The following is a 23,727-nucleotide window of genomic DNA, read 5'->3' on the forward strand; positions in this document are numbered from 1 at the left end:
ATTATCTCAGTTGCTTATCGATTAATGAAATGGTTTTTGCTGCTTTGTCATAATCATTCTGCATGGTGACCTGTGTAATTGGTGTGTAACGTGCCAATTCACAATTTTCTAAGATGGATATAAAATCTGAAACAACACCACTTTCTACTTGCCGCTCTGCTAATAGGTTTTCAATTTTTTCTTTATTGAAATCACTCGTTTCAATATTTAATTTTGCTTTTAAATAATTATGAAGTGCTTTTTCTAAGGCTAAGTAAAAGGCTTCTTTTTGTCCAAGTGTTTTTTTAGCGGCGCTTAAGTATTTTTTAGCCAATCGGTCTGCTTTTCTTATACGATTACCTTGCACGTCTGCATCGCGTTCGTCTTTCTTTCGTCTTACAACAATAGCTAGAGGAATCGCTAAAAAAGGTAACAACACCAATGACCAAAATCCTTTAGATTTAAAAAATGGTTCTGTTTTTATACTGGACCAATCAGATGTTGTTTTTATAAAGGCAAACGTATTAGTGTTTGGATTTATCGTTTGTTTTATACCTTCCGTTGAACTTTCGTTGTTGCTAATTGCAGCCGTTGGTCCTTCTAAAACATCAATAACAATCTCATCTGATGTAATGCGTTTATAACTTTCTGTATCTGGATCAAAATATGAAAATGAAATACTTGGTATAGGATATTTTCCTCTGTACTGTGGCACAATGGTGTACGTATCGGAAATACGACCTTGCATTCCGCTTAAATTGGTTCGCACATTTTCTTGGTGTTCTGGCTCATAAACTTCTAAAGAACTTGGGACGGTTAATTTTGGTAATTCAAATAAATTCAAATTGCCTTTTCCTGCAACTTCTATTTTAGCTTGAAGCGATTCTGTTGCATTTAACTGTGTTTTAGAAGTTGATACTTTAAATGAATAATCTCCAACAGCTCCTTTAAAATCTGATGGTTTCCCTTGTTCTGGCAATGGTTTTACATTAATTGTTCTACTGCCAGCAGTTACAATTTTAGGAACTTTACTCATCATTGGTCGTCCAAAGATATCCCGTCTATTTGTTGGTACTTCTACTGTTATGTCTAATACTAAAGGTTCTAACTTTAATTCTCCTGTTTTTTGAGGATAAAGCACAGTTTTTTTGAGAACTACATAACGATATTCTTCTCCTTTGTATTCACCTTTTTGAATATTAAGTCCTTTGATTTCTATGTTCTGACTCCAAAAATCGTTATATCTAGGATTGTCTTTTTCACGCCAATTACTTACACCTGTTTCTAACGAGACATATAGCTTGTAAACAACTGTAATGGCTTCATTTAAATACGGGTTCGTTTTAGAAACCTCAGCAACTAAATGAATATTCTCTGAGGCAATATCTGATGCCGTTGTATTTCCGTTTGGTTTATCAACTGCAGCAGTTACATTAATAGTTATAGGAAACGTTTTATAGATTTCTCCATCAATTTCAATAGTAGCTTGTTTAATTGTGAATTTTCCTCGTTTTTTTGGTGCTAAAAAGTAACTGTAAGTTTTAGAATAAGATCGTTTTCCGTTTCTTGAATAATTACTCATAGATGTGTTAGGTCCACCAACCACATCGAAATCTGCAAAACTTGGTGGCACAAAATTATCGCCATCCCTGTTCATTTCAAAATCGATACGCAAGCGTTCGTTAACACCTAATTTCTTCTTACTAACTTTAGCTTCAAACTTTACTTGTGCTGAAGCGATACTTGTTGCAAGTATTAATAATATTATTGATATATAATTTTTGATATTCATAATTTTGACGATTTTAGATTTACGTTTCTTTACATTAAATAAAAATTCGTAGTTCAACAATCGTAATTCGTTTTACCAATCTTTTTCAGTTTTAACTTTAGCTCCCTTTTGCTTTTCGGCATTCATTTTTTCTTGAACTTTTTGTTCTTGATTTTGCATGGCATCTAAAATATTTCTCACCTGCTGAGGAGACATTTGTCCTGGTTGTGGTTTAGGCTTTTGATCTTTTTTATCCTTATCTCCTTTACCATCATCCTTTTTATCATCTTTTGGTTTACCTTCATCATCCTTATCCTTGTCACCATCTTTTTTATCTTGGTCTCCTTCGTCTTTTTTATCTTTATCCTCCTTTTGTTCATCGTCCTTCTTCTCCTCGTCTTCCTTATCTTGTTGGTCTTCCTTATTGTCGTCTTTTTTATCGTCTTCACCACCACCATCTTCTTGCTGATTGGCACACTCTTTTGCTAAAGCATAATTATAGCGTGTCTCCTCATCATTTGGATTGTTTCTAAGGGCATTTTTAAAAGCTTCAACAGCATTTTTACACTGTTTATTCTGCATTAAAATATTACCAATATTATGGAATGCTCTGTGTTTTTCGTCTTTAGTTACGGCATTTTTAGCTGCTTCTTGACTTCTAAATAAAGCCTCATCAAAACTGCCTTTTCTAAAATATGTATGTGCTAAATTATACGACCCAATAGCTTTGTTTGGCGCTTCTGAAATGGCTTTTCTATATTCCATTTCGGCTTCAACATAATTATCTTCTCCAACTAACTCATTAGCTTTATAAACCAAATTAGTGGCTTCTTTTTCTGCTTTTAATTGCGCTTCAATATCTTGGGCAAACCCAAAACTACCAATTAAAAGTATAATAAGTACCAAATAAAATCTCATGTGTATGTTTTAATTATTGTACTAATAATGACTAAATTACTAAAGCCTTTGAATACTTAGCGTTAAAATAATTCTAAAAAATTTTAGATTGACGCTTCATTAAATAAATTCAACTTCTTTAACCATGCTGTCTTTCGTTCTAAAAAGAAGATATCAATGAATAACAATAGTATTCCGAAAGCCAAAAACCACTGAAATTGATCTTTAAAATCTGCAATTTGCTTAGATTCAAATTCTTGTTTATCCATTTTATCTAATTGCTCTTTAATGGTTTTTACAACTTCTGCTGTATTGCTTCCATTAATATAAACACCATTAGCTTCCGTGGCGATATCTTTTAAGGTGGTTTCGTTTAAGCGTGTAATTACCGTCTCACCATTATTGTCTTTTTTATAATTTAAAATGACTCCATTTCGTTTTATAGGAATTGGACCTCCTTTAGTGTTACCAACACCAACCGTTAATATTCTTATCCCTTGCTCACTAGCTTCTTCTGCAACGTCCAACGCTTCTCCATCGTGATCTTCCCCATCTGAAATAATAATGAGTACACGATTAGATTGCTCTTCGTTATCGTAATATGTTTTTGCCAATTGAATGGCTTCACTGATTGCTGTACCTTGTGAAGACAACATATCTGTATTCATGTTTTGCAAAAACATTTTTGCTGAAGCATAATCTGTTGTGATTGGTAATTGCGGAAATGCTTTGCCTGCATAAGCGATAATACCAACACGATCACTTGCTAGACTATTAATAATTTGCGTGACCAATTGCTTAGATTTTTCTAAACGATTTGGTGCAATATCTTCTGCAAGCATACTTTTAGACACATCTACTGCAAACACAATATCTACACCTTGACTACGCACAGTTTCTAGTTTTGTTCCTATTTTTGGATTAACTAATGCTAAAGATAAACAAGCAAAAGCACCACAAAGTACAAACACTTTTAAAACACTTTTAAACAAAGATTGATTAGGGCTTAAGCGGCTTAATAAATTAGAATCTGCAAATTTTTTCTGCGCAGAACGCCTCCAAATTTGAAGTAATACAAACAGCAGAATAATTACCGGAATAACCAGTAATGTCCAAAACCATATTTTTTCATCGAGTTTAAACAAAGCTTCTAAATATTGTATTTCTTAATAATAATTCTATCAATAATAATAATCCTGCAAATAAGACTAAAGGTCTATATTTTTCTTCGTAATTGTAATATTTCTTTTCTTCAACTTCTGTTTTTTCTAGCTTATTAATCTCCTTATAGATTTCAGCTAATTTCTTATTATTTGTAGCTCTAAAGTACTTTCCTCCTGTAACTTCTGCAATTTCTTTTAATAAGGGTTCGTCAATTTCTACCTGTTGACGACCATATCTAAACGAACCATTGGGATTTATAGCAATAGGTGATAACGCCATGCCATTCGTTCCTAATCCAATAGCATAAACTTTAATACCATATTCCAAAGCCAAAACACTAGCTGTTTTTGGATCTACTGCTCCACTCGTATTAACACCATCTGTAAGCAATATAATGACTTTACTTTTAGCTCTACTGTCTTTTAAACGATTAACAGCAGTTCCTAATCCCATACCTATTGCCGTTCCTCCCTCTATAATAGTATTGTATTTAATATCTCTAAGTGAACGTTGTACAATAGATTTATCGCTAGTAATTGGTGTTTTTGTATAAGCTTCTCCTGCGTACTCTACTAAACCTATTCGATCATTAGGACGACCATCAATAAAATCTGCAGCCACTTCTTTTAAGGCTTCTAAGCGGTTAGGCCGTAAATCTTTTGCTAGCATACTTGCCGAGACATCAATTGCCATAACGATATCTATACCACGAGTAGTCTTCGTTTTTGTGGAAACATCTACAGTTCTTGGTCTTGCTAAAGCTGTAATTAACAATGCAAGCGCAATTAAACGCAAAGCAAAAAGTAGGTGTTTAAATTTTGACCAAAATGTAGACGATCCTTTAAATCCTTTTATACTGGACATTTTTAGCTCAGCCGTTTGTTGGCTATGTTTTAAAACATACCAAACTACAGCTATTGGCAAAAGCAATAACAGCCAGAATAATTCTTTATTTAAAAATTCTATATTATCAAACATCATTATTTCTCTTCTTCTGTCTCTTCCGCTTTAAGTTCTATGGAATCAATAATACGCTCAGCCATTTCATCTGCATAAACATCTTCTTTTGGCCAAGTAATAATAATTTGTTGCAATACGTTTTCATTTGAAAAGCACAATAACATATATTCTGCTTCTACAATATTGTTAGTATTAAGAATATTGATACTCATTGTACCAAATGTTTTTAACCCCTCTGCTCCGTTAGGTGTTACATATTGATCTTGCTTAACTGTAATATTAGTTGCTCCTTTGGCTTCAAAACCTTTAATGCTTTGCTCTGCAACTTTTAACAAATCAAATGTTGGGTTTTCTGTATCTTTTGTTTGTGGTGTTTGTTTTGGCACTTTAAGTGTTGTTGTATTTACGGCAACACTAAACACATCTAACATTGTTCCATAAACAAAAGTGGTCATTGTTAACTTATCCTTGGCCTCATCTGGAATGGGTGAATCTACACGCTTTAAGACCTTAGGCGTCTCTATAAAAACAGGAGGAAAACCATAAGCACTCTCAACCCAATTACCTTCTAATAACTCTTTGCTTTCATGGCCAATAATAGTGTCTTTAACATAGCCAAAGCCATATTTTATACCAAAACCAATAAAAGTAGTAATGATTAGGAATACTGAAATACCAATGGTAATCCAGATTTTTCGGCGTTTCTTTTTACGCTCTTGTGCTTCTTTATATTTTTGATCTAATAGTTTTTCTTCTTCCGAAGGTTCTGGTAAACTTTCTTTTACATGATCTATAGCCTTGTCTATGGTTATTTTATCCATTTCGGCAAGTGCCGTATCAGGTGCAGACTTTGCAAATTTCACTAAATCGGCACGTTTTAAAATGGACTCTATATGTAAAATAGTTTCTTTTGAAAGCGGAATTTGGTTTCCATCTTTCAATAAGTTTAATCTATTAATAAGCTCTGCCGTTGTACTCTCCAAAGCTCTATCATAAACTTTTTCATCTAAATATTTTCTAATGATGAAAGTTAATTCTGAATAATATTCTTTGACTTCAGAACGCATTAAATATTGGCTTTCATCGAGTTTAGACAATGCTAATTTTGCACGATCGTAAGGTGGTAATAACGCTATTTCTTCTGCTTCGGTTAATGGCTTTTTTCTCCAAATAAACCAATATAACAAAAATGCAATTAGAGCAATTGTCACCAATATTCCTAAGATTAATTGCCAACGATTACTTCCGCTTTCCTCAACTTCTATAATTGGTTTTATATCGTAGAGTTTTTGCTTAGTGGTATCTATCTCTATAGTGTTAACATCTATCTTTAAAGAATCTGTAAAGAACGGTTTTTCATCAATAATTATTTTTTGTCTAGGAATGGTATAAACTCCAGAATCAAACTGTGTAAGCTTATAAATTCTAGACAATAAAAACTTAGCGTCTCTTTTAATTGTATCTATTTTTAAGGCTTCAACATTTTCTAAAGGCATAAATGTTTGTCCTTCAGGAAACACAACCAGTGCTAATGAATCTGCCTCAACCTTAATTTTATAATTAATTTGTTCTCCTATTCTGATTTTTGTAGTGTCAATTTCAGAAGTAACTTGTGCTGAAGAGAAAAAAGAACATAGAAAAAATAACATAAAACACGACGCTTGAAACATAAAGCTTGTGGTCTTGTTATCTAAATCTACTATTATTTTATTTCTGTTTTTCATGTTTAATATAACTTCCAACTTCTTAAGCCTTACACTCATTATCCTCTTCGTTTGAAATAACCTAATAATTTCTTAACGTAGCTTTCATCAACTCGACAATCAATAACACCTGCTCCAGATTTTGCAAACGCATCTTTAAAATAGTTTACTTTTTCGTTATAGAACTCACCATAATTAAGTCTTACTTTTTTTGAAGCGGTATTGACCAACATTAATTCACCAGTTTCTTCATCTTCCATTTGCACCATTCCTATATTAGGAATTTCTTCTTCGTGTCTATCGTAAACTCTAATACCTGTAATATCGTGTCTACCTGCTGCTATTTTTAAGGTTTGCTTATAATCATCTGCAATAAAATCAGACAACACAAAAACAATCGCTTTTTTCTTCATAACGTTAGACAAAAACTTAAAAGCTTCTGCAACGTTTGTTTGTTTGCTTTTGGGTTGAAATTCTAATAATTCGCGAATAATTCTAAGCACATGAGAACGTCCTTTTTTTGGTGGAATATAAAGTTCAATATCACCTGAAAATAAAATTAAACCAATTTTATCATTATTCTGAGTAGCTGAAAACGCTAGTGTCGCTGCAATTTCCGTAACAATTTCATCTTTAAACTGATTTTTGGTCCCAAAAAGCGCACTACCAGAAACATCTGCCATGAGCATCATAGTTAACTCTCGTTCTTCTTCAAAAACCTTGATATGTGGCTGATTGGTTCTTGCCGTAACATTCCAATCTATATTTCTAACATCGTCTCCAAATTGGTATTGGCGCACTTCAGAAAACGTCATACCACGACCTTTGAAAGTCGAGTGATATTCGCCTCCAAATATATGATCAGACAAACGACGTGTCTTAATCTCTATTTTTCGTACTTTTTTGAGTAATTCCTTAGTATCCATTTTGTCAGTTTGCAATATGCAGTCTTCAGTTAGTAGTTATTTCAAATCAGAATTTAGATGCGTTATTCCCAACTAAATACTGGTTTGGTGTCTACTATTTATGGCACCTCAATCTCATTTACAATCTTATTAATAATGTCCTCAGAAGTGACATTTTCGGCTTCAGCTTCGTAAGTAATTCCAATTCTATGACGTAAAATATCGTGAACAACAGCACGTACATCTTCTGGTATTACATAACCTCTTCGCTTTATAAAAGCATAACATTTGGCTGCAGTAGCTAAATTAATACTTCCACGAGGCGAAGCGCCAAAAGAAATTAATGGTTTTAAATCCGCTAATCTATATTTTTCAGGATAACGTGTAGCAAAGATGATATCGAGAATGTATTTTTCAATTTTTTCATCCATATAAACTTCTCTAACCGCTTTTTGTGCACTTAGAATTTGAGCTATAGAAACCACAGGATTTACTTTTTCGTAAGCACCTTTTAAGTTGGCTCTTACAATTTGCTGTTCGTCTTCAATTGTAGGATAATCAATAACCGTTTTTAGCATAAAACGATCCACTTGCGCTTCAGGTAAGGCATAAGTTCCTTCTTGCTCAACAGGGTTCATGGTTGCCATTACTAAAAATGGTTTATCTAAAACAAACGTTTCGTCTCCAATAGTAACTTGTTTTTCCTGCATGGCTTCTAGTAAAGCCGATTGCACTTTTGCAGGTGCTCTGTTAATTTCATCTGCTAAAACAAAATTAGCGAAGATTGGTCCTTTTTTAATGGTGAAGTCGTTTTCCTTCATGTTAAAGATTAACGTACCAACCACATCTGCAGGTAATAAATCTGGTGTAAACTGAATTCTACTAAAACTAGCATCAATTGCTTTTGACAAGGTATTAATCGCTAATGTTTTTGCCAAACCAGGAACACCTTCTAATAGTATATGACCCTGACCTAATAAACCGATGAGCAAACGTTCTACCATGTGTTTTTGCCCAACTATAACCTTATTCATTTCTAAGGTTAACAAGTCTACAAATGCACTTTCTCTTTCTATCTTTTCGTTAATTGATTTAATATCAACTGTACTCGTTTCTTCCATTATTTAAGGGTTTAAGAACAAAACTATTTTTATGCCATTTTTAAAATTACACAGAAAAATGGTTTCTTAATATTTTAGAGGATGCAAAGTGTTAAAATTTTTCGTTAGATGCTGTTAACAATTGGTTAAAAAAAATGAGTAATACCGAAGTACTACTCATTTTAAGAATTAATTATGGATTAGAGTTAATTAATACTAAATTTTTCTTATTTCTGTATATAGTTTTGGGTTGAGAATCATCATGTTTTCGTCTTCATTGAATTGAATAGAGTTATCAACATCTATATCTATAACGACTTGGTAAATATGATTTTTTTCAAATTCTCTTTCTATTAAATTTGAAGCCGTCGCATTTTCTGCAATGTCTAAACTTATTAAAGTTTCGTTGCTGTTTATAAAATTATTATTACCAAGAACCAATCTTATTTCATGAATAAATGTTGATTTAATTTCAAAATGATCTACTAGTAATAATTCTGATTCTGTTTTTAAGTCTGAAACATTATGTGTTCCTGCGTTTATTGCATTTAAACTTATCCAAGCATTTGGCAAACTGCCATCCTCCTTTACCCTTACTTGCACATCTTCAATCTCAAGAAAAACATTATTTTGCGCATTAGAATTACTTATAAGACTTACTGTAATTGCTGCCTTTTGCCCATCTATACCCATATCATCTTTAGTACAGCTTGTAAAATTGACTAAGATAATAAGTGATAAAACGATTAATTTAATAGACTGTGAATACTTCATAATTTGGGATATTGAATAATTACACTTCAATAATATCGTATTCTTTATGTTTTCAGTATTTTTATACACCAATTACATAAAAACCACTATAAACTGAAAACTAAGTGACATATTCTCGATTAATTGCAGGAACCATGACTTGGGGAAGTTGGGGAAAACAACTCTCTAAAAAAGAAATGGCAGTCTTAATGAATTTCTGCGTTTCTAACCATATTACAACCTTTGACCATGCCGATATTTATGGCGCTTACACTACTGAAGCAGATTTTGGAAAGGCTTTTGCCGATTCTGGATTACAACGTGAAGCTATTCAGCTGATTTCTAAATGCGGCATTCAATATATAAGTGACAACCGAAACAATAAGGTTAAACACTACAACTACAGCAAAAAATATATTATTTCTTCGGTTGAAGACTCCCTTAAACATCTTAAGACTGACTATTTAGACCTATTACTTTTACACAGACCTAGCCCTTTAATGGTTGCTGAAGAAATAGCAGAAGCAATTAGCCTATTAAAAAAAGACGGAAAAATTAGAGACTTTGGCGTGTCTAATTTTACTCCATCTCAAATGGACTTGATTGGTTTACGTATGGATATAGACGTCAATCAAATTGAATTCTCGCTAACTGAACACACAGCAATGCATGACGGAACTTTAGATTTTATGATGACTAATGGCATAAAACCAATGGCATGGTCTCCTTTAGGTTCTGTGTTTAAAGAAGATAATGAACAATCCAGACGCATCCATAAACAATTAGGTGCATTATTAGACAAATACAATGCAACAGAAGACCAATTATTATTGGCTTGGCTAATGAGACATCCTTCAGGAATTCATCCAGTTATTGGGACTACCACTAAAGAACGTATAAAATTAGCTGTTGAAGCTACTAAAATCGAATTGGAATTAGAAGATTGGTTTTTAATATTAGTGGCTGCTCAAGGACATAAAGTTCCCTAATTAGTTCTCAGTCGCAATAGACAGTAGCCAACTCAAACCGATGACACTATAACTAATAAAGATTGCTACTTTTGCAGGAATAACAGACTATGAAAAAAACAGCGTTAATAACAGGAGCAACAAGCGGAATTGGCAGAGCAACAGCGCACGAATTTGCTAAACACGGCATTAATTTAGTGCTTTGTGGCCGTAGACAAGATCGCTTAGACAGTGTACAAAAAGCCTTATCTAAACAAACTATTGTGCACACATTAAACTTTGATGTACGTGATAAAACACAAACATTTGAAGCCATTGCATCCTCACCTAAAGCATTTCAAAACATAGATATTCTTATTAATAATGCAGGAAATGCCCATGGATTAGACCCCATTCAGACAGGAAATATAGACGATTGGGATGCTATGATGGATATTAATGTAAAAGGACTGCTCTATGTGAGTAAAGCAATCATTCCCGGAATGACCGAACGTAAATCTGGACATATTATTAATATAGGCTCTTCTGCTGGCAAAGAAGTTTATCCAAACGGAAATGTATATTGTGGTAGTAAGCATGCTGTATTAGCCATCACAGAAGGCATGAGAATTGATTTAAATCCTTTCGGAATTAAAGTTGGAGCCATTAATCCTGGTTTGGTGGAAACAGAATTTTCTAAAGTTCGCTTTAAAGGTGGTGCAGCAGCAGATAATGTCTATAAAGGCTATAAAGCTCTACAGCCAGAAGATGTTGCTGATGTCATTTATTTCGCCGTTTCAAGACCTGCTCATGTAAATATTGCAGACGTCCTAATGTTTTGCACTGCGCAAGCGAGTTCTACTATTGTGAAAAAGGAATTATGATAAAGTGGCTAGAAGATAACTGGCAAAATTTATCTTCAGACTATGCTAATGACAGCATAACAAATGCTCTTTGGCAAACTATTAAATTGCAATACACTTCCAAAAACAGATATTACCACAATCTTGCGCACCTCCACAATATGTTTCTTCAATTAGAAGATATTGCAACAGCAATTAACGATTTAGACAGTCTTAAATTTGCTATTTGGTATCACGATATTGCATACAAATCTACCAACAAAGACAACGAAGAACAAAGCGCTCTTTTTGCTGAAAAAGCTTTAAATTATGACGTTTTTAAAGTAGAAAAAGTTAGAAACTTTATTATTTCAACTAAAAATCACGAATTACTACTAGCTAAAAGTAACGATAATGCTTATCTTTTGGATTTAGATTTATCAATCTTAGGGACTAATTGGGAAACTTATAAAGTATACATTCAAAATATTAGAAAGGAATACAAAATCTATCCAAACATGCTATACAAGCCTGGTCGAAAAAAAGTACTCAAACACTTTCTCGAAAGAGACTCACTATTCTTTACAGAAGAATTCAAAACTAAATTTGAAAACCAAGCTAGAGAGAATTTAAAAAAAGAAATAAAAATGCTTTAACTCATAAAATTTTCAAAATTCGTTTTAAGTAATCATGATTAATAAACGTCTTCTCATAAAAAATTTACTCGCTCATAATGACGAGAACAGTTTCTATGACAAAAAGCTTAAAATCAATATTGGTCATAAAGAAGGAAAGGCTAAATTTTTAAAACATGTTTGTGCACTATCTAATAGCAATCCTAAAAACAACTCTTATATAGTAATTGGCGTTAAAGACGAAGACAACAAAATTGTAGGTGTCGATTTTTTTGATGATAGTAAAATTCAGAATCTCATTAATGCCTATCTCACAAATCCACCCATTGTACAATATGAAAACATTCCGTTTCCACATCTACCAGACGACAAAGTAATTGGCTTAGTTACGATTAGACCCATTGACTCGATCACCTCACTAAAAAAAAATATTTGGAAATATTATGGTGGCTCTGTGTTTTTTAGAGACGGAAGCATAAGTATGCCTAAAGTTTTTGATATAGAAATTAAAGATGTTAATTCTAAAATTGTGGCTGCCATAGAAAACCATGCACAAAATAATATTGAATTAACCCTAGAAGGTGTTTTTGATTTTATGAACAAACGCCAAGATTACAATCCGCAATACAAAGTGTTTAAAGAATACTTTGTTTTATGCTGGTCTGGCGCCAAAAAAGTAGTAAAAAACGAAATCTTCTATTCTAGAGTTGATATTGAAATGATAAACGAACAAGTGCGTTTGTTTTATTCTACTTTAGACGAAGTATCCATTTCTTATTCTGAAAACTCGTTTAAAATAGTTGAATATGTAAGATTAGGCTTAAACAAATCTTATAAATACTATAAGCTTGAAGAAAAAACAATTCAGTTTAATGACAATGCTAATTATTCCATTGATGCAAATCTTATTTTTGAACCACCTCAATTTGACAAAAAAGTTTTGCATCATATTTATAATGCTAATAATGCCATTTTAGAAAAGCTTGAAAAAAAACAAGAATTGTCTCAAAATGAAACCGAAGATTTAAAAAATTTAGCGGCAAGCTATCTCATCTGTTACCTCAATGGATTTGAAAATGCCTTATCAAAATTAGAAATTATAAAGCCACACATAAAGAACTATAATTCAAAACTCTATAGCTCTTACAAAGATACCATGCGTATTTTAAGAAAAGTAAGATATAGCTAATTCATCGGAAATAATGAATTTTTCATCCTTATTTTTTGCGTCTTGTCGGAATAAGATTATAAACACGACTGATTATACATTTTTTTTAACCATTCATCAAAAAATTTGCTAACCATTCAATATATTACACATCTTTGTATTGCTATTAATCAATTACTAAACCTTGTTTCTATAAAGCCAAAAGCTCTAATTGAAACAAGGTTTTTTTTATGCGCTTAAATAAAGTTCAATTGTTTTTGTTGACTCGGAATAATTTCTTCTACAGAAACATCCATCCACTTCGAAAGTATTGTAGCGTAAACGGATCTAAAATCTACATTGTATTTTAAATCGCCATTAGTATCCAAATCATTTAAACTCGCCAAATCATTATAAAACCCAGCCTGCTTTAAACCCTTACCAATTACAAATACATTATTAGCAGCTCCATGATCAGTACCATTAGCTGCATTTTGTTTAACGCGTCTTCCAAATTCAGAAAAGGTTAAAATCAGCGTATCTTTAAACGTATCATTTCGTTTTAAATCGTTTACAAATGCCGCTACACTTCCTGCATATTGTGACAACAATTTTGTTTGCTTATTATTTTGATTGGCATGCGTATCAAATCCTCCAAGAGACGCATAAAACACCTTCGTATCTAAATCTGAATTAATAAATTGGGCCACATTTTTGAGTTGTTTTGCAAATGCATTTTGAGGATAGGTTTCTTGTGATGTTTTTACATCTGTATGTTCAAAAATATAATTGGCAGAGGACTTGGCTTCAATCATGGTTTGATACAAATACCCTAAGTTATGCTCACTTAAATGGGCATCGTTATAATGACTTAATACATTTTTGAAATAGGGATCTTTTGCCGAATTATACAATACCCTAAAATCATTAGTGGCAATGCCATTAAAGTGTTCACCTTTCATGGCCAAACTAAGCTGCTCATCAATTTCTATGGCATTGTAGGGTTGTTTTCCATGCTGATCTAAATAACGACCTAACCAACCACTTTGCAGGTATTCATCTGAGCCACTTGCTGTTTGCCAAATATCCATAGACCTAAAATGTGATCGCACAGGATTTGGATAACCGACATTATTAATGATAGATAATTCACCGTTATCAAACAACGCACGTAAAGGACTTAAACTTGGATGAAACCCTAAATCGTCATTTAGTTTTATTATATCTTTAGTAATCGCCAATTTTGGCCTTGCGTTGTAATACAGATCATTGTTGTGCGGAATTATAGTATTTAGTCCATCATTTCCTCCTGCCAATTGCACAATAACCAAACGCTTATATCCCAAACGTTCTGAAGCTACAGATTCAAAGGCTTTTACAAAATTAGGAACAAAAAATAAGCTGCTCGCTAGTGCGGAATTCTTAAGAAATTTTCGTCTATCCATAATTAACACATTTGATATTCTGGTAATGACATGAGCTGAACACAATACGCTTGTTTAGACACTTTTCTTAGTGTTTTTAAATAGTCAGAAGTCCCTTTATTAATAGTGCCTTGCAACATATAATCTTGAAGATCTTTGGTTTCAACAGCTTCAAAATTCTCTAAAAAAGCAGTCCAATTGGGTTGGGTTTTAAACGGTAATTTACCCTTATGCTTTTTCATGAATTTCTTTTTAAATTCATCATGTTCCCCTGAAGCAATTACAGCATTATTCAAAATTACAGAAGGCAATTTTAAACGCACCATAATGGTATTGGCATCAATCCAAGCTTTATCGCCTTTCCAACCTGCCACATTTGGTGGATCTAACAGGGTTTGTCCTAGTAATTTTTGAATCTTAATAAGATCTCTTTCTTTTTCAAATGTAACAGGCACTGTATTAGTTAGGCCTACTAAATATTCTATAGGTGATTTAATTTTTGAGCCAATATTTGATTCATCATAAAACCAGTCTGACAGAAACACAAATCGCATTAAGTTTTCAATATTATAATCTTTAAAAAACACCTCAGCCATAGCCTGGATATGCTTTTTATTCGGCTTTGGATTTACAAAATAACGGTAGATTTTATCTGAAATAAACACCGCACATTGTTTATTTTCGAGAATTATATCGACAATATCATCTCCTGAAAAATTCCCCGTTTTGCCGAAAAAGGTTTTTAGTCCTTCATCATGCTGTTTATTTTTAAAATTGAAATTCCCTTCAAAATCATGATTATACCCTGTAAAGGCACGAGCACTTTCTTTAATAGCTGTTTCAGAATAGTGTCCTTCACCTAATGTAAACAACTCCATTAATTCGCGGGCAAAATTCTCATTTGGTTTTGCTTTTCTATTTTGATTACCATTTAAGTATTTAAGCATGGCTGCCTCTTTTGAAATGGCTTTCACAAACGCTTTAAAATCACCGAGAGCATGCACTCTTAATGTATTATTGAATTGCTGAGCAAAAACCACATTATTAGACTTACATACAAAATGATTCGCCCAAAACAAGGTCATTTTCTCTCTTAAAAGTTCTTTAGGTTGTGCTAATTGATGTATCCAAGCGTAATTAAGATCTCTAAGTTTTTTTCTGCTTTTGTCTCTTATATCTTTAGCAAATTCAGGATTGTCTTTTATTTTTTTTATCGTCACACCTTCCATAAAAGATAAATCTAATTGTAGTGGTGTTGATGATTTGGAGTCGGCAAAAAGTTGCTCAACGACATCGTTTCTTCTTTTAGGCAAAGCATGCATGGTTTCAGGATGAATTCCAAAACCTGCTCGCCAATATAAATGCTGTAATTCTTTTAGTGCCATATTACTTTAGACTCTTATAATTATAAAACGTTTAAAACTAAAATTGATTGTTGTATTAAACAAAAAAAGCCATATCTCACGATACGGCTTTCTTTTAACAATTATAAATTTAATTTTATAAATCAAACTTAATGCCTTGTGCTAATGGCAATTCGTCTGAGTAGTTAACCGTATTGGTTTGTCTTCTCATATACACTTTCCATGCATCAGAACCAGACTCACGTCCACCTCCAGTTTCTTTTTCACCACCGAATGCACCTCCAATCTCAGCACCAGACGTTCCGATGTTGACGTTAGCAATTCCACAGTCAGAACCAGCATAAGATAAGAACTTCTCTGCTTCTTTCATCTCGTTAGTCATAATCGCTGATGACAACCCTTGAGCCACACCGTTTTGTTTCTCTATCGCATTTTCTACGTCTCCAGAATATTTCATTAAGTATAATATTGGAGCAAATGTTTCGTGTTGTACAATTTCAAAATGATTTTCAGCTTCGATGATTGCTGGTTTAACGTAGCAACCACTTTCGTAACCTTCACCTTCTAAAACTCCACCTTCAACTAAAACGTTTCCGCCTTCTGCTTTTGCTTTTTCAATCGCCGCTAAATAGGTATTTACAGACTCTTTATCGATTAATGGTCCAACATGATTATTTTCATCTAACGGATTACCAATTTTAATCTGTCCGTAAGCACCAACAATGGCATCGCGTACTTTATCGTAAACTGATTCGTGAATAATTAATCGGCGTGTCGATGTACAACGTTGTCCACAAGTACCCACAGCACCGAATACAGCACCAGGAACCACCACTTTTAAATCGGCAGTTGGTGTAATAATAATAGCATTATTTCCACCTAATTCTAATAACGACTTACCAAAACGTTCTGCCACTGTTTTACCAACAATACGTCCCATTCTTGTAGAACCTGTAGCAGATACTAAAGGAATTCTATGGTCTGTAGTCATCATTTCACCTACTTTGTAGTCTCCATTAATGATACAAGAAATACCTTCTGGTAAGTTATTTTCTTTTAGAATATCCGCAATAATATTCTGACAAGCTATTGAACACAACAATGATTTTTCAGAGGCTTTCCAAACACAAACATCACCACAAATCCAAGCTAAAGCAGTATTCCAAGCCCAAACAGCCACTGGAAAGTTAAATGCCGAAATAATACCAACCACACCAATTGGGTGCCATTGTTCTCTCATCACGTGACCAGGACGTTCTGAAGGAATGGTTTGTCCGTTTAATTGACGTGATAAACCAACAGCAAAATCACAGATATCAATCATTTCTTGAACCTCACCGTAACCTTCTTGCAAGGATTTACCCATTTCATAAGACACTAATTTCCCTAAAGGTTCTTTTAGGTCTCTTAATTTATTACCAAACTGACGTACAATTTCGCCACGTTGTGGTGCTGGTACATCTCTCCACGTTTTAAATGCGCTAGTGGCAGCATCCATAACTTTGTCGTAGTCTGCTCTTGTGGTTGTTTTTACTTTTCCTATTAATTTGCCATCTACAGGAGAGTAAGACTCTATAATATCTCCATTAGAAAAATTATTTGAACCTGTAGAAGATCCTTCATTTATATCTTTTACGCCTAATTGTTTTAAGGCTTCTTTAATTCCGAAATCGGTAGCTACTGCTTCCATATTTGCTTATTTTTTATGAATTATTAAAATTTTATGCGAAGTTACTAATAAAATGTCAGCTTTTCTCATAGCAACCATGTCAAAAAAGAGAACACTAAAGCGCTTTAAAATTTTATCTCTTAAAAGTGTACGCTACTTTAAATAAAGCCAAGTACTCCTATTTTTTAAAGATTAAAATCAAATGTAAAGACATTATTTGTAACAATTTAATATATTTAAACACAAATAGTTACTCAACCTCAACTACAACCATCAACCTAATTTATTTTCAACCTAAAGAAAATAAATGATTACATTGTTTTGCTCAATTAGGCTATTCATCCTCCCCGAGATTTTTTTCGAAATATTTTCCTATACCATAAACCAAACTCTCCCTATAGTTATCGGTATTATCATAACATATCCAACAAATAGATTATAACCAAAACAGTATGAAAAACAAAAAACCTAACTGGACCAAAACCGAATTACAAATCTACATTATGCTACTCTGTGCTAATGCCGATAAAACCGAAACTGAAGAAGAGTTAGAAATGATACAAAACAAAACATCCAAGAAAACTTTTCTTAAAATGCATAAAAAATTCCATAAGCATTCTGAAAAAAAACGCTTTAAAAAAATAGACAACGTTATCCATAATCATGATTACAGCCAAATGGAACTCGCAGCCTTTAGAAGAGAGATGTATAAAATTTTCTTCTCAGACTCTAGTTTTAGCATGTTAGAAGAGCGACTAGATATAACCTTGGATAATATTCTTTACTAAAAATCAAATAAGATTCCCACTTTCTCAAGAAGTTAAAAGATAAAATAAACAATGATTAAGTTTTTTAGAAAAATAAGATACAACCTTATGGAAACAGGTAAAACAAGCAAGTACTTTAAATACGCAATAGGAGAAATTGTCCTTGTAGTGATTGGTATTCTCATAGCTCTTCAAATTAATAATTGGAACGAAAACAGAAAGAATACCCAATACGAACAAAACTATCTACAAAGAATTCTAAAGGATTTAAACAAAGACCAAGTAGAACTTGAGATGCATTTCAATACAGACACCCTAAAACTAGATGCATTTACCGAGATAATGCGTATACAAAGGACTAATTCAATTACATCAAATCAACAAGCTTACTTAACGGCTCTAAGTAAAGTTCAAGGGACCAACTGGTTTGAAGGCAACGACGTAGTATTTAATGAAATGAAATTTTCTGGTAAGCTAGCGCTAATCGCTTCAGAGGAATTAAGAGAAAGTATACAAAACTATTATAAGCAAGTAGAAGAAGTTATAAAACAAGAAAACATCTACATTGCCTTACAGACAAGTGCATATTACAGGATAAATGATTATACAGACAATGCATTTATAAGAGAGGCTTCAATGGCACCGAGATGGAATTCAAATACTAACGCGGTAACTTATGAAGATATCATTCATTTTTACGATAATTTAAATGAAGTTCAAGAGAAAGAACTACTAAAAGATTTAACAATACTAAAAGAGAATATTTTGTACTGTAACAGAGTTAGAACTACCCTCTACGAAAAAGGTAAAGCAACAATTAAACTCATAAATGACTATTTAGAAAAGAAGACATAATAAAAGTAAAATCTCGTTGACCATTAGTTGAGATAACCGCTTGCGGAAAACATAAAAGTTAAAAACATGATTAAGTTTTTTAGAAAAATACGATACGACCTTATGGAAAAAAACAAAATAGGGAAGTACCTTAAATATGCCATTGGCGAAATTGTGCTTGTGGTTATTGGGATTTTAATTGCATTACAATTAAACAATCTCAATGATGAACGGAAGACTGAAAATTTAAGGCAAGTATATTATAAACAATTACTGCAAGATTTTGAGAACGACAAAGCATATATAAAAGAGCATTCTTCAAAAATAGATTCTAATATGGTAAAATTTAGAGCCTTTAAAGACATCTATAATCAACCAAACTTACCAATAACCAAAATAATTTCTAAAGTTAGAAATTTAGCTTGGCCACTTTATAATGTTCAATTCAAATCTAACACGATACATACTTTGCAGAATACTGGTGACATCAAATTAATGCCACCTATCATTAGAGAACAATTAATCAGTTTAGAAAAATATATAGAAGAAACAGAAAGAGTTTCTAAATACAACAATGATAAATCTGGTAAAGGGACATCTGCGGCAGCTAATAAATTTGGAAGTGAAGAATTTGCCTTTAAAAATATACAAAATCAGCCCAAACTATTGGAATATGTATTTGAAGAAAAAAACTTAATAGAGCTTCTTATTAAATTAGAGTTTAGTCAATATATGAAGGTGGAATCGGAACAAGGAAGTCTTATAAGATTCAAGAAAATTCTAGCTGATATGGAAGAAATTGAAATTCTTATTAATAAGGAATTAAATAAATAATGAAAGCACAACAATGTTTCTACTTCATTATAACCAACAATTAATCAATAAGATTCCCGCTTTCTCGGGAAATGACTATGATAAAATTCTTTAGGTTATCGAAACACAATTTTGCAAAAGCAAAATCAAAGGTCTAGCAGACCTTTGGTGAAGATAGCCGCTTGCGGAAAAAATAGAAACTAAAAATATGATTAAATTTTTCAGATATATTAGAAAAGACCTCATGGAACAAAACAAAACATCCAAATACTTTAAATACGCCATTGGCGAAATTGTGCTTGTGGTTATTGGGATTTTGATTGCACTCTCTATTAACAACTGGAATCAGTCACGGAAAGAAAACATATTAGCGAAAAATTACTACAATCGACTTTTATCAGATTTAAAAGCTGATAAAGCGTATGCCAATAGATATATCTCAAGAGTTGATTCTTCTCTGGTATTATACGATAACTATAGAAAAAGCTATAATAAACCGAATTTAAGCCTTGCAGAAATTATTCAAAATTTAGGGACAAACGACGTTAACACATTTCATATAGAATACAAAACAAAAACTATAGAAACCTTAATTAATACGGGTGATTTACAAATATTAACCCCAAAGATAATAGATGTAATAACTGAATATAATGGTAGTAAAAACCAGATTGAAATACTTGCTAGGGACAACAATGAAGATGTTAATGATTTGTTGAAAAATCTTGCTCTCAAAGGTGGAGTCCTACTTAATATTAAGAACTATCCTAATCAGCCAGAATTATTTAAAAAATTAGATTTTGATGATAGAATTCCAGATATGATAATAGCATTTGAATCCTACGTTATTTGGAAACAAGCTGTGAATAGAACTAGTATTAAAGAGCTTACTAAAATCAATAAAACCGCAGATTCCATTATTGAAATTATTAAACTAGAATTAAAAAAATAATGAAAGTACAAACCATTAACCAATGATAAAATTCTTTAGACACATTAGACAGCAATTACTTTCTGAAAACAAGTTCAGTAAATATTTACTCTATGCCATTGGCGAAATAGTGCTGGTAATAATAGGTATTCTAATTGCATTAGCTATTGACGAAAATGCAAAAGACAAAAACAACTTAGAATTACGCGATTTATATATCATTCAGTTAGAAGATGAAGCCAACCGCAACCTAAATCGATTAAATGAGCTTAAGGAGTTTACAATTGAAATGCTTAATGAAGTTGATACTTTAGGTTACATATTATACACCAAAGATTTCGATAACCCCAAATTGCCACCAAAAGCCTTTAGGCTCATGGATACAGACTACTTTAATCCATCAACGGTAACCTACGAAAATTTGAAGTTTTCTGGAGACCTGAAATTGTTTGATGATTTAAACTTACGTAACGCTATTTCTGAACCTTACGAAACTTTTAATGATATAAAAGTCGTTGAAGATTTGGATTTTGATGGGTTTAATAATTATTATCATGATTTTTTAATTAAAAATGTAAGCTTTTTTGAAATGCAACTAACTGCAAAAAGTTATGCAAAAGAAATCCATTTTCAGAATTATATTCTAGCAAGGAAAACATCTTTAAATTTTAATAAAGAGGCCTATGAGCGATCCATTGAATCCTTAAATCAACTAAAGACCATTTTTGCAGAATTAAAAAAAGACAATTAAACAACTAATATTTAAACCGTTGCACTTTATGACCACCAACCGCTAACCCATGATAAAATTCTTCCGAAAAATCCGTCAAAACCTCATAATGAAAAATAAAACAGGCAAATACTTTAAATATGCCATTGGCGAAATTATACTAGTGGTAATTGGAATTCTCATTGCACTACAAATAAATAATTGGAACGAGAATAGAAAACAAGCTATAGCAGAAAAAGAATTTTATAAAGGCATAAAAAACGATTTAAAGCAAGACTTAGAATTTATAAGTTATGTACAAGGGTATATAGAACCCAAAATGGATGCTTATAATCTTTTAAACAGTAAATATTCCAAAGATTATGTTAGCAACAAAACAGAAATAGATTCTTTATTGTCCATTTATCTCTTTTCTGGACAACGTACATTTTATCCTGTTTCTGGGGCATTTAAATCTGCTGTCGCAGGAAATGAAATTAACAATTACAAACAAAAAAAGTTAATTTAAAATATTATAAAACTATATGGCTCTAATTATGATAGGATAATAGACAACGGTAAAATTGTAGATGATAGATGGAGTACTGTAGGTGAAAAATACATTCATCATAGAAGAACTAATACTTTTGAAACTATTAACAATGAGGTATATATTAAAATGTTAGACGATTTTCACTTTCACTTCATTCAATTAAACTGGTACAATAAGTTATTAGATGAAGCAGAAATAGAAGTTAACGAATTGTTGAAAAAATTAAAATGATAAAATTCTTCCGTCATATCCGCCAAAACCTCATTATGGAAAACAAAACATCCAAGTACTTTAAATACGCCATTGGCGAAATTGTGCTTGTGGTTATTGGTATCCTCATCGCATTACAGATTAACAATTGGAATGAAAATAGAAAACAATACATACAAGAGGAAAAATTATTAGTATCATTAAAATCCGACTTTTTAGAATCTAAAGATCGTTTACAACAAACGATGTACATGCAAAAAAATGTGATTAGAAAAAGTAGTGAACTTATTAAAATGTATGAAGGTAAAATACCTCGTGCAAGTAACGACTCTATAAAGAATTTTATTATTTATGGTGCTCAAAGCTGGTATCGTGCCGAATTTTTAACAGGAGCTTACGATGCCTATATTAGTACCGGAAACGCCGAGTTATTGCGTAATAACCAACTTAGAAAAATGCTTGCCGAGTATTTTTCAATTGTAAAATTAGGATTTGAAGATCAAGACAACAGTATGAATCTTCTAAATAATATGCAAAATATAAGTGCTCCAGTCAGTGCGCATCTAGAATTACCTGTTGCCAGGAAACAAATTGGATTAGACACCCTAAGAAGTCCTAAAGAAGATATGGCTATTGACTTTATTTTTAATCAAGACGCCTATTTTGGCCATCTCATGAATAGAGTTGCTGTTGAACATCTCAGATACGATATACAAAAAGAAATGCTCGATAAGATATCTCAAATATTAGCAATCCTAAACGATGAAATAGAACTGCAAAATGATTAAAATCTTTCGAAAAATTCGTCAAAACCTAATTATGGAAAATAAAACATCCAAATACTTTAAATACGCCATTGGCGAAATTATACTTGTGGTTATTGGTATTCTTATTGCACTTCAGATTAATAATTGGAATGAAGGTAAAAAAGCTAAAGAAAAAGAACATCAAGTATTAACTGAAATTATTTCAGACTTAGACTTTACGCTTCAAGATTTAGACAGAGTTCTCAATAAAAGAACCAACAACTTAAATAGAACCATAAATTCAATTAATACCATAATTGATGTGCTTAAAACCGATAAACCTTATCATGATTCTTTGGCATATCATTTTAGGGCCGTTCACGCTTACGATGAGATAGATTTTAAAACCAGTGGTTATCAATCCTTAGTGTCTATTGGCACTGACCTCGTTGAAAACCCTAAGATTCGTTCAGCGATTGGTAAGTTTCACACCTCTTCTATTAACGATACTCAAGGTAGTTTTGAAGAAGTACATATGGATTTTTATAGCTATATGATGGATTATTACAGAAAGTACTTTACAACAGTTATTATTAGTAATTCTATTGACAAGATGGTTCCTAATGATTTTGAAGGACTAAAAAATGACAGCGAATATATACAATCATTAAATGCCTTTTTAGGTGTTAATATCGCTTACTTCGAAACTTTAAATCAAGTCAATGATGAAGCAGAGCAATTAAAAAAAGATATAGAAAATTATATAGAATAGTAACTTGTCATTCCGAACTTGATGAGGTATCCACAGTGAGCTGAAAGCGTTATTCCGTGTACGAAGGTATGACAAGACAAAACCAAATTTCGTCAGTTCTAGTGAAGTTGCCGGAGCAATTTTGTATCGAGA

Annotated in this window: 23 protein-coding genes; 12 read left to right on the plus strand and 11 right to left on the minus strand. The window is 32.3% G+C overall.

What is annotated here, in order from left to right:
* Position 1: 1 nt before the first annotated feature.
* The 8 genes from KO504_RS15025 to KO504_RS15060 form a co-directional block, all read right to left on the minus strand.
* A complete protein-coding gene (locus tag KO504_RS15025; protein WP_215928177.1) occupies positions 2-1,771 on the minus strand; it encodes a BatD family protein in 1,770 nt (589 codons plus the stop codon).
* Positions 1,772-1,843: 72 nt separating this feature from the next.
* Entirely contained in the window at positions 1,844-2,668 is an 825-nt protein-coding gene (locus tag KO504_RS15030) for an aerotolerance regulator BatC (protein ID WP_215928183.1), read from the minus strand.
* A gap of 83 nt (positions 2,669-2,751) precedes the next feature.
* Positions 2,752-3,792, minus strand: coding sequence for a VWA domain-containing protein (locus KO504_RS15035; RefSeq protein WP_215928185.1), 1,041 nt, complete (start codon positions 3,790-3,792; stop codon positions 2,752-2,754).
* On the minus strand, positions 3,785-4,789 hold the full coding sequence (locus KO504_RS15040; protein ID WP_215928301.1) for a vWA domain-containing protein: 1,005 nt from the start codon (positions 4,787-4,789) through the stop codon (positions 3,785-3,787). The genes KO504_RS15035 and KO504_RS15040 overlap by 8 nt, the downstream gene beginning before the upstream one ends.
* A gap of 2 nt (positions 4,790-4,791) precedes the next feature.
* Positions 4,792-6,441, minus strand: coding sequence for a hypothetical protein (locus tag KO504_RS15045; protein ID WP_436840200.1), 1,650 nt, complete (start codon positions 6,439-6,441; stop codon positions 4,792-4,794).
* A gap of 92 nt (positions 6,442-6,533) precedes the next feature.
* Complete coding sequence (locus KO504_RS15050) at positions 6,534-7,400, minus strand: DUF58 domain-containing protein (RefSeq protein WP_215928187.1); 867 nt, start codon at positions 7,398-7,400, stop codon at positions 6,534-6,536.
* Between the two features lie 98 nt (positions 7,401-7,498).
* Positions 7,499-8,500 carry an AAA family ATPase gene (locus tag KO504_RS15055; RefSeq protein WP_215928189.1) on the minus strand — a complete coding sequence of 334 codons (1,002 nt, stop codon included), beginning with the start codon at positions 8,498-8,500 and terminating at the stop codon, positions 7,499-7,501.
* 195 nt (positions 8,501-8,695) lie between these two features.
* Positions 8,696-9,253, minus strand: a complete 558-nt coding sequence (locus KO504_RS15060) for a DUF4382 domain-containing protein (protein ID WP_215928191.1) — start codon at positions 9,251-9,253, stop codon at positions 8,696-8,698.
* A gap of 104 nt (positions 9,254-9,357) precedes the next feature.
* Between KO504_RS15060 and KO504_RS15065 the strand changes: the two genes are divergently transcribed.
* From KO504_RS15065 to KO504_RS15080, 4 genes are all read left to right on the plus strand, one after another.
* A complete protein-coding gene (locus KO504_RS15065) occupies positions 9,358-10,221 on the plus strand; it encodes an aldo/keto reductase (protein WP_354667405.1) in 864 nt (287 codons plus the stop codon).
* Between the two features lie 89 nt (positions 10,222-10,310).
* Positions 10,311-11,063, plus strand: coding sequence for an SDR family NAD(P)-dependent oxidoreductase (locus KO504_RS15070; RefSeq protein WP_215928197.1), 753 nt, complete (start codon positions 10,311-10,313; stop codon positions 11,061-11,063).
* Entirely contained in the window at positions 11,060-11,677 is a 618-nt protein-coding gene (locus tag KO504_RS15075; RefSeq protein WP_215928199.1) for an HD domain-containing protein, read from the plus strand. Before KO504_RS15070 ends, KO504_RS15075 begins: the two co-directional genes overlap by 4 nt.
* Positions 11,678-11,711: 34 nt before the next feature.
* Positions 11,712-12,845, plus strand: coding sequence for an ATP-binding protein (locus KO504_RS15080; protein WP_215928200.1), 1,134 nt, complete (start codon positions 11,712-11,714; stop codon positions 12,843-12,845).
* Positions 12,846-13,060: 215 nt separating this feature from the next.
* Here KO504_RS15080 and KO504_RS15085 read toward each other — a convergent pair whose 3' ends face one another.
* The 3 genes from KO504_RS15085 to amaB form a co-directional block, all read right to left on the minus strand.
* Positions 13,061-14,248 carry a DUF1501 domain-containing protein gene (locus KO504_RS15085; protein ID WP_215928202.1) on the minus strand — a complete coding sequence of 396 codons (1,188 nt, stop codon included), beginning with the start codon at positions 14,246-14,248 and terminating at the stop codon, positions 13,061-13,063.
* Between the two features lie 2 nt (positions 14,249-14,250).
* Positions 14,251-15,612, minus strand: coding sequence for a DUF1800 domain-containing protein (locus tag KO504_RS15090; RefSeq protein ID WP_215928203.1), 1,362 nt, complete (start codon positions 15,610-15,612; stop codon positions 14,251-14,253).
* A gap of 115 nt (positions 15,613-15,727) precedes the next feature.
* Complete coding sequence (gene amaB, locus KO504_RS15095; protein WP_215928205.1) at positions 15,728-17,281, minus strand: L-piperidine-6-carboxylate dehydrogenase; 1,554 nt, start codon at positions 17,279-17,281, stop codon at positions 15,728-15,730.
* 431 nt (positions 17,282-17,712) lie between these two features.
* Between amaB and KO504_RS15100 the strand changes: the two genes are divergently transcribed.
* The 8 genes from KO504_RS15100 to KO504_RS15135 all read left to right on the plus strand — a co-directional run bounded on the left by KO504_RS15100 (position 17,713) and on the right by KO504_RS15135 (position 23,595).
* Positions 17,713-18,048 carry a hypothetical protein gene (locus KO504_RS15100; protein WP_215928206.1) on the plus strand — a complete coding sequence of 112 codons (336 nt, stop codon included), beginning with the start codon at positions 17,713-17,715 and terminating at the stop codon, positions 18,046-18,048.
* An 87-nt stretch (positions 18,049-18,135) separates the two neighbouring features.
* Positions 18,136-18,882 carry a DUF6090 family protein gene (locus KO504_RS15105; protein ID WP_215928311.1) on the plus strand — a complete coding sequence of 249 codons (747 nt, stop codon included), beginning with the start codon at positions 18,136-18,138 and terminating at the stop codon, positions 18,880-18,882.
* Positions 18,883-18,984: 102 nt separating this feature from the next.
* Positions 18,985-19,695, plus strand: coding sequence for a DUF6090 family protein (locus KO504_RS15110; RefSeq protein ID WP_215928313.1), 711 nt, complete (start codon positions 18,985-18,987; stop codon positions 19,693-19,695).
* A 223-nt stretch (positions 19,696-19,918) separates the two neighbouring features.
* Positions 19,919-20,626: a DUF6090 family protein gene (locus tag KO504_RS15115; RefSeq protein ID WP_215928314.1), complete on the plus strand. Its 708-nt coding sequence runs from the start codon at positions 19,919-19,921 to the stop codon at positions 20,624-20,626.
* Between the two features lie 22 nt (positions 20,627-20,648).
* Positions 20,649-21,356 carry a DUF6090 family protein gene (locus tag KO504_RS15120; RefSeq protein ID WP_215928208.1) on the plus strand — a complete coding sequence of 236 codons (708 nt, stop codon included), beginning with the start codon at positions 20,649-20,651 and terminating at the stop codon, positions 21,354-21,356.
* A gap of 88 nt (positions 21,357-21,444) precedes the next feature.
* On the plus strand, positions 21,445-21,843 hold the full coding sequence (locus KO504_RS15125; protein WP_215928316.1) for a DUF6090 family protein: 399 nt from the start codon (positions 21,445-21,447) through the stop codon (positions 21,841-21,843).
* 287 nt (positions 21,844-22,130) lie between these two features.
* Positions 22,131-22,865 (plus strand): DUF6090 family protein, encoded by a 735-nt coding sequence (locus KO504_RS15130; RefSeq protein WP_436840201.1) that lies wholly within the window; start codon positions 22,131-22,133, stop codon positions 22,863-22,865.
* Positions 22,866-22,896: 31 nt separating this feature from the next.
* A complete protein-coding gene (locus tag KO504_RS15135; protein WP_215928212.1) occupies positions 22,897-23,595 on the plus strand; it encodes a DUF6090 family protein in 699 nt (232 codons plus the stop codon).
* Positions 23,596-23,727: the final 132 nt, after the last annotated feature.

Origin of the sequence: Winogradskyella psychrotolerans, assembly GCF_018860565.1 — a bacterium.
GTDB lineage: Bacteria > Bacteroidota > Bacteroidia > Flavobacteriales > Flavobacteriaceae > Winogradskyella > Winogradskyella damuponensis.